Annotated in this window: 6 protein-coding genes, 1 pseudogene and 1 CRISPR repeat array; of the genes and pseudogenes, 5 read left to right on the top strand and 2 right to left on the bottom strand. The window is 45.9% G+C overall.

Annotated elements, in window-relative coordinates:
• Positions 1-319: 319 nt before the first annotated feature.
• A complete protein-coding gene (locus B3K91_RS08280) occupies positions 320-901 on the top strand; it encodes a hypothetical protein (protein ID WP_214061045.1) in 582 nt (193 codons plus the stop codon).
• Positions 902-1,053: 152 nt separating this feature from the next.
• On the opposite strand, the gene B3K91_RS08285 is transcribed toward B3K91_RS08280, so the two are convergent.
• Complete coding sequence (locus B3K91_RS08285) at positions 1,054-1,944, bottom strand: isoaspartyl peptidase/L-asparaginase family protein (protein WP_214078648.1); 891 nt, start codon at positions 1,942-1,944, stop codon at positions 1,054-1,056.
• Between the two features lie 482 nt (positions 1,945-2,426).
• Positions 2,427-2,637, bottom strand: a pseudogene (locus tag B3K91_RS13620) (DUF1254 domain-containing protein).
• A 69-nt stretch (positions 2,638-2,706) separates the two neighbouring features.
• Here B3K91_RS13620 and B3K91_RS08290 point away from each other — a divergent pair.
• The 4 genes from B3K91_RS08290 to B3K91_RS08305 all read left to right on the top strand — a co-directional run bounded on the left by B3K91_RS08290 (position 2,707) and on the right by B3K91_RS08305 (position 5,764).
• Positions 2,707-3,237, top strand: coding sequence for a hypothetical protein (locus B3K91_RS08290; protein ID WP_289057986.1), 531 nt, complete (start codon positions 2,707-2,709; stop codon positions 3,235-3,237).
• A gap of 295 nt (positions 3,238-3,532) precedes the next feature.
• On the top strand, positions 3,533-4,378 hold the full coding sequence (locus B3K91_RS08295; protein WP_292594614.1) for a DUF5685 family protein: 846 nt from the start codon (positions 3,533-3,535) through the stop codon (positions 4,376-4,378).
• A 2-nt stretch (positions 4,379-4,380) separates the two neighbouring features.
• On the top strand, positions 4,381-5,175 hold the full coding sequence (locus B3K91_RS08300; RefSeq protein WP_292594617.1) for a J domain-containing protein: 795 nt from the start codon (positions 4,381-4,383) through the stop codon (positions 5,173-5,175).
• Between the two features lie 7 nt (positions 5,176-5,182).
• Positions 5,183-5,764: a hypothetical protein gene (locus B3K91_RS08305; RefSeq protein WP_214078652.1), complete on the top strand. Its 582-nt coding sequence runs from the start codon at positions 5,183-5,185 to the stop codon at positions 5,762-5,764.
• 286 nt (positions 5,765-6,050) lie between these two features.
• Positions 6,051-6,744: direct repeats of the CRISPR family, unit length 30 nt; unit sequence GTTTCAATTCCTCATAGGTAGTCTGGGAGC.
• Positions 6,745-6,800 lie beyond the last annotated feature (56 nt).

The raw sequence follows: 6,800 nt of genomic DNA on the forward strand, positions 1-6,800 counted from the left end.
TTATTACCAAGCGGTCATACGTTTTTAGATCTTCCTTCACTTCAAAGATCACTGCTCCTTGACTGGAATCATTAGCTTTATTATACCTGTTTGGTTGAAGTGGGGAAGATGGATAGATCAAGGTCGATTCTCGAAAAGGAAGAAATGAAGATAAGCCGAAGCCTTTGTGGACAAATCCTGGAATTACTGGAGATTGCTTTGTGTACCGAGCAGGAAGCGGATCGAAATGGGTCTTGGAAGTGGGAATCCGGTTATTTCGAGAGCCTTCGATGCTCTGTAAAGAGACAACGCCGACTTCCCGAGAGAGCTTAAGAATATAGTGGACTCAAAGGGTTTCGGCGGTTCCGAAGCAATCCGCGCCGTGCTCTTCGCGAAGGGTGGTCTAGAAGAAAAGAATTTCGTCAGGTATCAAGTGGAGAAGGCTCTTGAGGCTTTCAATTTTGTCAGGAGCGTCGGATCACTTTCGGAAATCACTGAAAACTACGGAGGAAAGCTAGTTTTCAAAGAAGGTGCAAGATGGCCGTCAATATATCATCTCCGACTCCTCGCTTTCACGAAGGAATGGAGAAGTGAGCCAAACAAGAAGCTTCTTATCGGTGCGATCAGAAGACTTGCGGAGATGTCGCCAATAGAATATGCGCTGGTTCGCCACAAAGCGCAGCTGATAGCGCCGGCCTCGGTCTTTATGGACGATTTCAACTCAGATATGGATAAGCTTGATTCAAAGGGGTGGATGATGTGGTTTCACAGGATGGAGCTGCTTGCGAGAACGGGTATTGCAAATGAAGTTCCTTCGATCAAGAGACAGATTGACCAGTTACAATCAATACTCCTGAAATCAGGGCGAAATTTGCGGAGAAGCTCTCTCGTCCTTACTCCACTCACTGGAACTCTTATGTAGGTTTGGCTCTTGAAGAAAACTGGAGATCGTCATCAAGGAGAATCAACGATCTCACGTTTAGAAGTCTACTCATTCTCTATCATGCGAATGTGTGAGCCCGAATCTCCCTGAGTGTCCTTTGGTTCAGTTGAGTTCTATCGTTGTCTTCCGGATCAGTCAAAGCGGGAATACATTGTGGGCATGAAGAAGCCATTATGGGAGATTCCGGCATTGCCTTCGTCATCCAGGGCGATCACTCCACATGGGAACCCCCTTTTGGAACAGATCTCGATAACTCTGTCACAGGCTTTTTGAACCGCTTGGCCGCCTTCGATAAGCTCGACGAGCTTCCTTGTGACTCCGACTCTCAGTATTCCCTCTCCAAGTCCGGTTGCCGAAGCTCCGGCAGATATGGACGCGAAAGTTCCGGCCCCTATGATGGGAGTATCTCCAACCCTTCCCGGAAAGGCGTGGGCAATTCCCCCGGTCGAAGTCCCGGCGACGATGCGACCCTTTGAATCTACTGCCACTGCTCCGACAGTTGAGAAGAGCCTCTGTTCAGCCAGCAGTATAGAGTACTTTTTAACGAATTCTCTGTAATTCTCCGGAAGTTTCTCCATTTCTCTATTATCAGTATTCGCATGCTGCTCATCCGGACTTGTCTCTCTGAACCCCATAAGTCTGGCGAATATCTCGGCTCCCTTCCCGGAGAGCATTATGTGAGGAATTTCCTCCATAACCTTTCTCGCCACGCTGATAGGATGAGCGAAATTCTTGATTCTGATTACCGCTCCTGCCGCCTCGTTACTATCCATAATTGAGGCATCCATTTCGATTTCTCCTATCATGTTGCTGAAGGAGCCGGAAATGCCCGCATCGAAATGCGGATCGTCTTCAAGTGTCACGATAACTGACTCAACGGCATCTAAAGCGGAATCGCTTCCTTGCAGAACGTCGAGTCCTATTTCAAAGGCCTTCCGCACCCCTTTTGTGCGAAGCTCCATCTCTTTCTGCGGAAGGAATCCTTCATCGCATCCGCCGTGCACAATCAGTGCTCTCTTCAACTTATCACCTCCAGTGAAATCTTTGCTGCAATTAGAGCACAGCTCCTATCTCGGAGTATCCAATCGGCTGAGAATACGCTTGCACCAATTCTTTGAGGTGTGCGAGAGTACTAAGAGGTTGGAAACCGCAAGCAGGAGCAGTAACAAAAACAAGAGATCTATAAAACTCGGATAGCCTTCACTATGCGTGTCTAAGTCTAAGATTACCGAATAGGTCCGCGCCGTGATAAATGTGCCAGGCTGATCTGAAGACTCCACGATTTGCGATGCCTGACCGAATCTGGATCTTGAGCTCTTCACACCCCAGCCATCAACCCTCTGCTACGGCATTCTTTTCGCTTCCCGAAGAATTCTACCCTAATCAGAGGGTTTTCGTTCAACGCGGCACATGATCTGTTGACTACTTACTGAGCATATGAGTTATGTTCTTTGCGAATTCGATTGTCTTCTTTTCGATCTCTTTTTTGAGTTCTTCAGGGTTATCAAAATCCGGTTCTTGTGCCAACGTAGGCGAAGTTGTGTGTGTATATGTCGATCATCTGGAAGGAGTAATAGCGGTCCTCTACTGCCGGTACACTCACCAACAGGCTCCGATCTCAGGTCGAGCCATAGTGCAGAATAGATATTGTCGTTGCTGGGACGAACGACCTCCTTGTAGTCGGGATCGCGAAGCTTCCTGCTGTTATAGAACATGTTGAATAGCCCGAGATTGATTACGCCATAAATGCCGATGGGAAGATCGACATCCACGATTTCGAGGCAATGTTCCTGAAGGCTAGAATTCACATCCTTGCAGAAGATCCAGAGAGTACGAGAGATGTTGCTGACGAGATATTGGAAGCAATTCCTGATGATCAAGAAATAAGAGAGTACGTAGCTGCAAAGTTCCTGGAATACTCACGCCTGTTCTTTAAGAAAAATAACCTTGAACTGGCCATACTTTTCACAGAAAACGCGATGAAATTCGACACATCAAAGGAATTGCGCGGGTTCAGAGATCACTTAAAGATAGCCAATGATGCTCTAAAAGAGTTCAAAGCTTATGAATCTGATAGTGCGATAATTAACACTATAAAGGCTCTCGCAGTCATAATTATCCGGAAGAACTATCTAGCAGTCGATGATGCAGAAGAAAAGGAACTTGATGATCTTTTCGATAAGTGGTTGAATAATCTGAGTGACATTCGAGTATCAACGATAAGAGACAGTATCAATCTTACGAGAAGGAACTACCCAAAGATTTATCTAGCTTGCAAGAAGTTCTTTGCGAATCTGGAGGAAGCTTTGTCATAGAGAGGCGTCTTCAGCCAGACAAGCTCTCAATGTTTCTAGCTTTTGCAAGTTCGTAGAGCTCTCACAGGTAATCGAGTATGTTTATAGGATGCTAGTACTCACGGCAAGACTGGAAGAGGACTACACACGAGATAGGGTAAAGTCTGTAGATCAGCGTGAAGAAGCAGTAACACCTGTGAGATAATATATTCCTTGGGGCATCTGAAGATTCCACAGAGATGCCCACAGCAGCACTAACAAGAGAATCAAATGAAGCCTGAACAGAGAAAAAGCAGTGATCTAAAACGAGGTACGTATGCTTGGATATTTCAAACCGGGGAACTCGATTTCGCCCGAAGCCAGAAGACAGTATCAGGTTATCTACTGCACGCTCTGCCATAATCTCAAGAGGCTATACGGAACAAGGGCTTCAATGCTTTTGCAGCACGATCCGATTTTCTTCTCGATTCAGTCAGGTTTTCTGCCTTCGATCGATGAAGAAAAGGTAATAAAAAAGAGCTGTATTATACAACCCAAGAAAGTTGAAGTATTGGCAGGGTATGAGGCTTACTTTGATCCATTGTCTAATCTTTCTGTATTGATGATCCTTATAGCCCTATGGGACAAGGAGTTTGACAATGAGATTACTATAAGAAACAGGATCTTCTTGAAGATCCTTGGCAAGGTCTTCAGACTATCAGAGAGGAAACTTGCGGAGAGGGAGATATCGATTTCCGATCTGAAATCAGAGTGCTTTGCCGCGCTGGAAGTCGAACGAGATTCAAAGCTTAATCCTTTGGACAGGCTAAGCAAATTCATGGAGTTCGGGGGAAGACTGACCGCTGAATTCTTCCCTGCTAATGGAAACTCAGAACGCAGCGAATCTATTTCCATGAATATGCTGAAAATCATGTACCTTGTCGATGCGCTGGAAGACTTTCATTCTGACGTAGCTAAAGGGTCTTTCAACCTCTTACAGGGTCAGAACCGTGAAGACATGGTAGATTTAGTCGAGAGAGGCGTGGAGTCTTCGTTGAAGGCCATATATCTTCAAGGAAAACCTTCACTGGACACTTATTATAGAGAGATTGTATCAAGCGCAATGAATTCTGTGATGAACAGTCTTGAGATAGCGAAAGAGAAATTCGATAAGGAGGGCTGAGAATGGCCAATTATTACGAGGTGCTCGGCGTGAAGCCAGATGCAACTCAGTCTGAAATTCGGAAACGTTATCGTGAACTCGTAAGTCTTTATCATCCCGACAAACATTCCAACAATCCGCTTCGTGAACTCGCAGAACAGAAGATGAAAGAGATAAATGAAGCCTACGAAATCCTCGGGACTCCGGAAAAACGCGAGGAATACGATTCGGGAGTCCATACGGAAAGAAGTTATCATTACAGTGACAGGGCTTCCCAGAATTACGATATTCTGATCGCCAACGCAACCGAATCATACTCTCAAAGACTCTGGGGGAAAACCATCGAATACTGCACGCAAGCGATAGCTATCGACAGCTCGAGATATGAAGCGTTCGGAATAAGAGGAATTGCGCAAAGCAGCCAGAACAACCACTCGAAAGCGATTGAGGACTTAGAAACCGCAATCAGGAATGGTGGACAAGACGATTGGATATTCGCTCAACTGGCCTTTAGCCACGCCGAAATGGGTAATCACGCTGAAGCAATAACATGTATCAAGAAAGCTATGCAAGTGGGTTCCAGAGAGCCAAACTATCTGGCTTTTCTAGCTATCCAGTACGAAAAGCTAGGTAGCCAAACCGAGGCTTCGAATACCTGGAATGAACTGAGGTCTGTAGATCCAAACAACGAAACACTCAAACAAAGAGATCAGGTCTGGAAAGTGGGCGGTGCCTACGTCAACAAGAAAGACGTGGGGACTACTGCCGCTGCTTGTGCCACCTGTATCTTATGTGATCTCCTCTGCAACTGCTGTTGACATTGATATGGATAGAGCCCTGGAGCTTTTGAGAGAGTATGGATACTTGGTTGTCTTCTTTGGTACAATAATAGATCAGTCTGGCATTCCGGTCTTTATCGTGTCGGGCGGGATACTAATAGCCGCAGGCATACTTAAACCGATACCCGTTATACTCTTGTCCATGCTCTCTCTGCTCTCCACCGATATTCTGTTTATTCTGGTGGGTAATTACTTCAGAAATGCAGTCAGCGGCAATTACTCCAGCTCAAAAGGTGTATCTTGGCTAAAGCGTTTTCTGGTTCTGGGAACAGGTCTTTTTCTCTCTTCACCGCGACTCTTCTACCTATTCTCGAAAGTGATTCCCCTAATAGGGAAATATGTGCCCGTGTTCGCCGGATTCAGCGATTCACCGAAAGCGACCGCTATCTCTCTGTTCGCAGTCGGAGACCTGATATGCACAATTCTGTTTCTGGCGGGCGGCTTTTTCTTAGGAGACTTATTCATTAGCTATTCCAGGAGCATAGCCGTCCTAACAGGTCTAGCTTTTCTGATAATATTCCTCGTAATCAGCAGGGCTATGAAGAGAGAAGTCAAGAAGAAGATCTAGTGTAGCCTGAACTCGACCGATCTTAAGAGCACACTCCCCGTCGGCAGGAGCATGCCGCCACCCCGCTCAAGCGGGGACTTAGATCAGAAGCGTCAAGATCAGCCCCCGAAAAGGAACTGGCGCGACGTCCCGATAGAGCAGAGGTCAGATGCCAGACCACGTCAGGATGACAAACTGAGTTGGTTCAAACAGTCCGACACTCTTCCGCTTTGCAATTGCGCTCCTTTTTTGGTCCTTAAGCTCTTCACCAACCACCTACCACGTATCACCAACAACCAGTTTGTAAATTTCAATTCCTCATAGGTAGTCTGGAAGCTAGAAGAATTAAAATAATGATACCTTAGAAGGAGGTAGTTTCAATTCCTCATAGGTAGTCTGGGAGCTCCGGGCTTCTCGATGAATACCGCTCAGCAGTTGTTGGTTCAATTCCTCATAGGTAGTCTGAGAGCAGAAAACCTCCCCACGGTCTCGAGCGCATTGTTGTGTTTCAATTCCTCATAGGTAGTCTGAGAGCAATACACTGCAAACCCTTCGCAAGTATCTTACCACAGTTTCAATTCCTCATAGGTAGTCTGAGAGCAAAGCCAAGTCATACCTGCGCTTGAGCTGATAATGGGTTTCAATTCCTCATAGGTAGTCTGAGAGCTGGCGAATACTTGTGTGAAAGCTGTATGACTAGAGTTTCAATTCCTCATAGGTAGTCTGGGAGCTGAAACCTTCTTCCCCCACTGCTATTATTCGTGCGTGTTTCAATTCCTCATAGGTAGTCTGGGAGCGAAAAAATTAACGAAGGCTTTCACAAAGTACGTAGAAAGTTTCAATTCCTCATAGGTAGTCTGGGAGCTTCTGGTCTGAGAGAGCTATCAAAGAGACAGTTGAATGTTTCAATTCCTCATAGGTAGTCTGGGAGCGATTCTCGGCTTCGAGCATATGAACTACGAACAGAAGATGTTTCAATTCCTCATAGGTAGTCTGGGAGCGGTTTACGTCCTTCGTGCTGGCGATAAGTTGAATATGTTTCAATTCCTCATAGGTA

This window comes from Mesotoga sp. UBA5847 (genome assembly GCF_002432735.1).
Classification (GTDB): domain Bacteria; phylum Thermotogota; class Thermotogae; order Petrotogales; family Kosmotogaceae; genus Mesotoga.

Bases quoted from the DNA above. Each gene is read 5' to 3' on its own strand.
- B3K91_RS08305 (WP_214078652.1), top strand. From the start codon at position 5,183: ATGGATAGAGCCCTGGAGCTTTTGAGAGAGTATGGATACTTGGTTGTC.
- B3K91_RS08300 (WP_292594617.1), top strand. From the start codon at position 4,381: ATGGCCAATTATTACGAGGTGCTCGGCGTGAAGCCAGATGCAACTCAG.
- B3K91_RS08295 (WP_292594614.1), top strand. From the start codon at position 3,533: ATGCTTGGATATTTCAAACCGGGGAACTCGATTTCGCCCGAAGCCAGA.
- B3K91_RS08290 (WP_289057986.1), top strand. From the start codon at position 2,707: ATGTTCCTGAAGGCTAGAATTCACATCCTTGCAGAAGATCCAGAGAGT.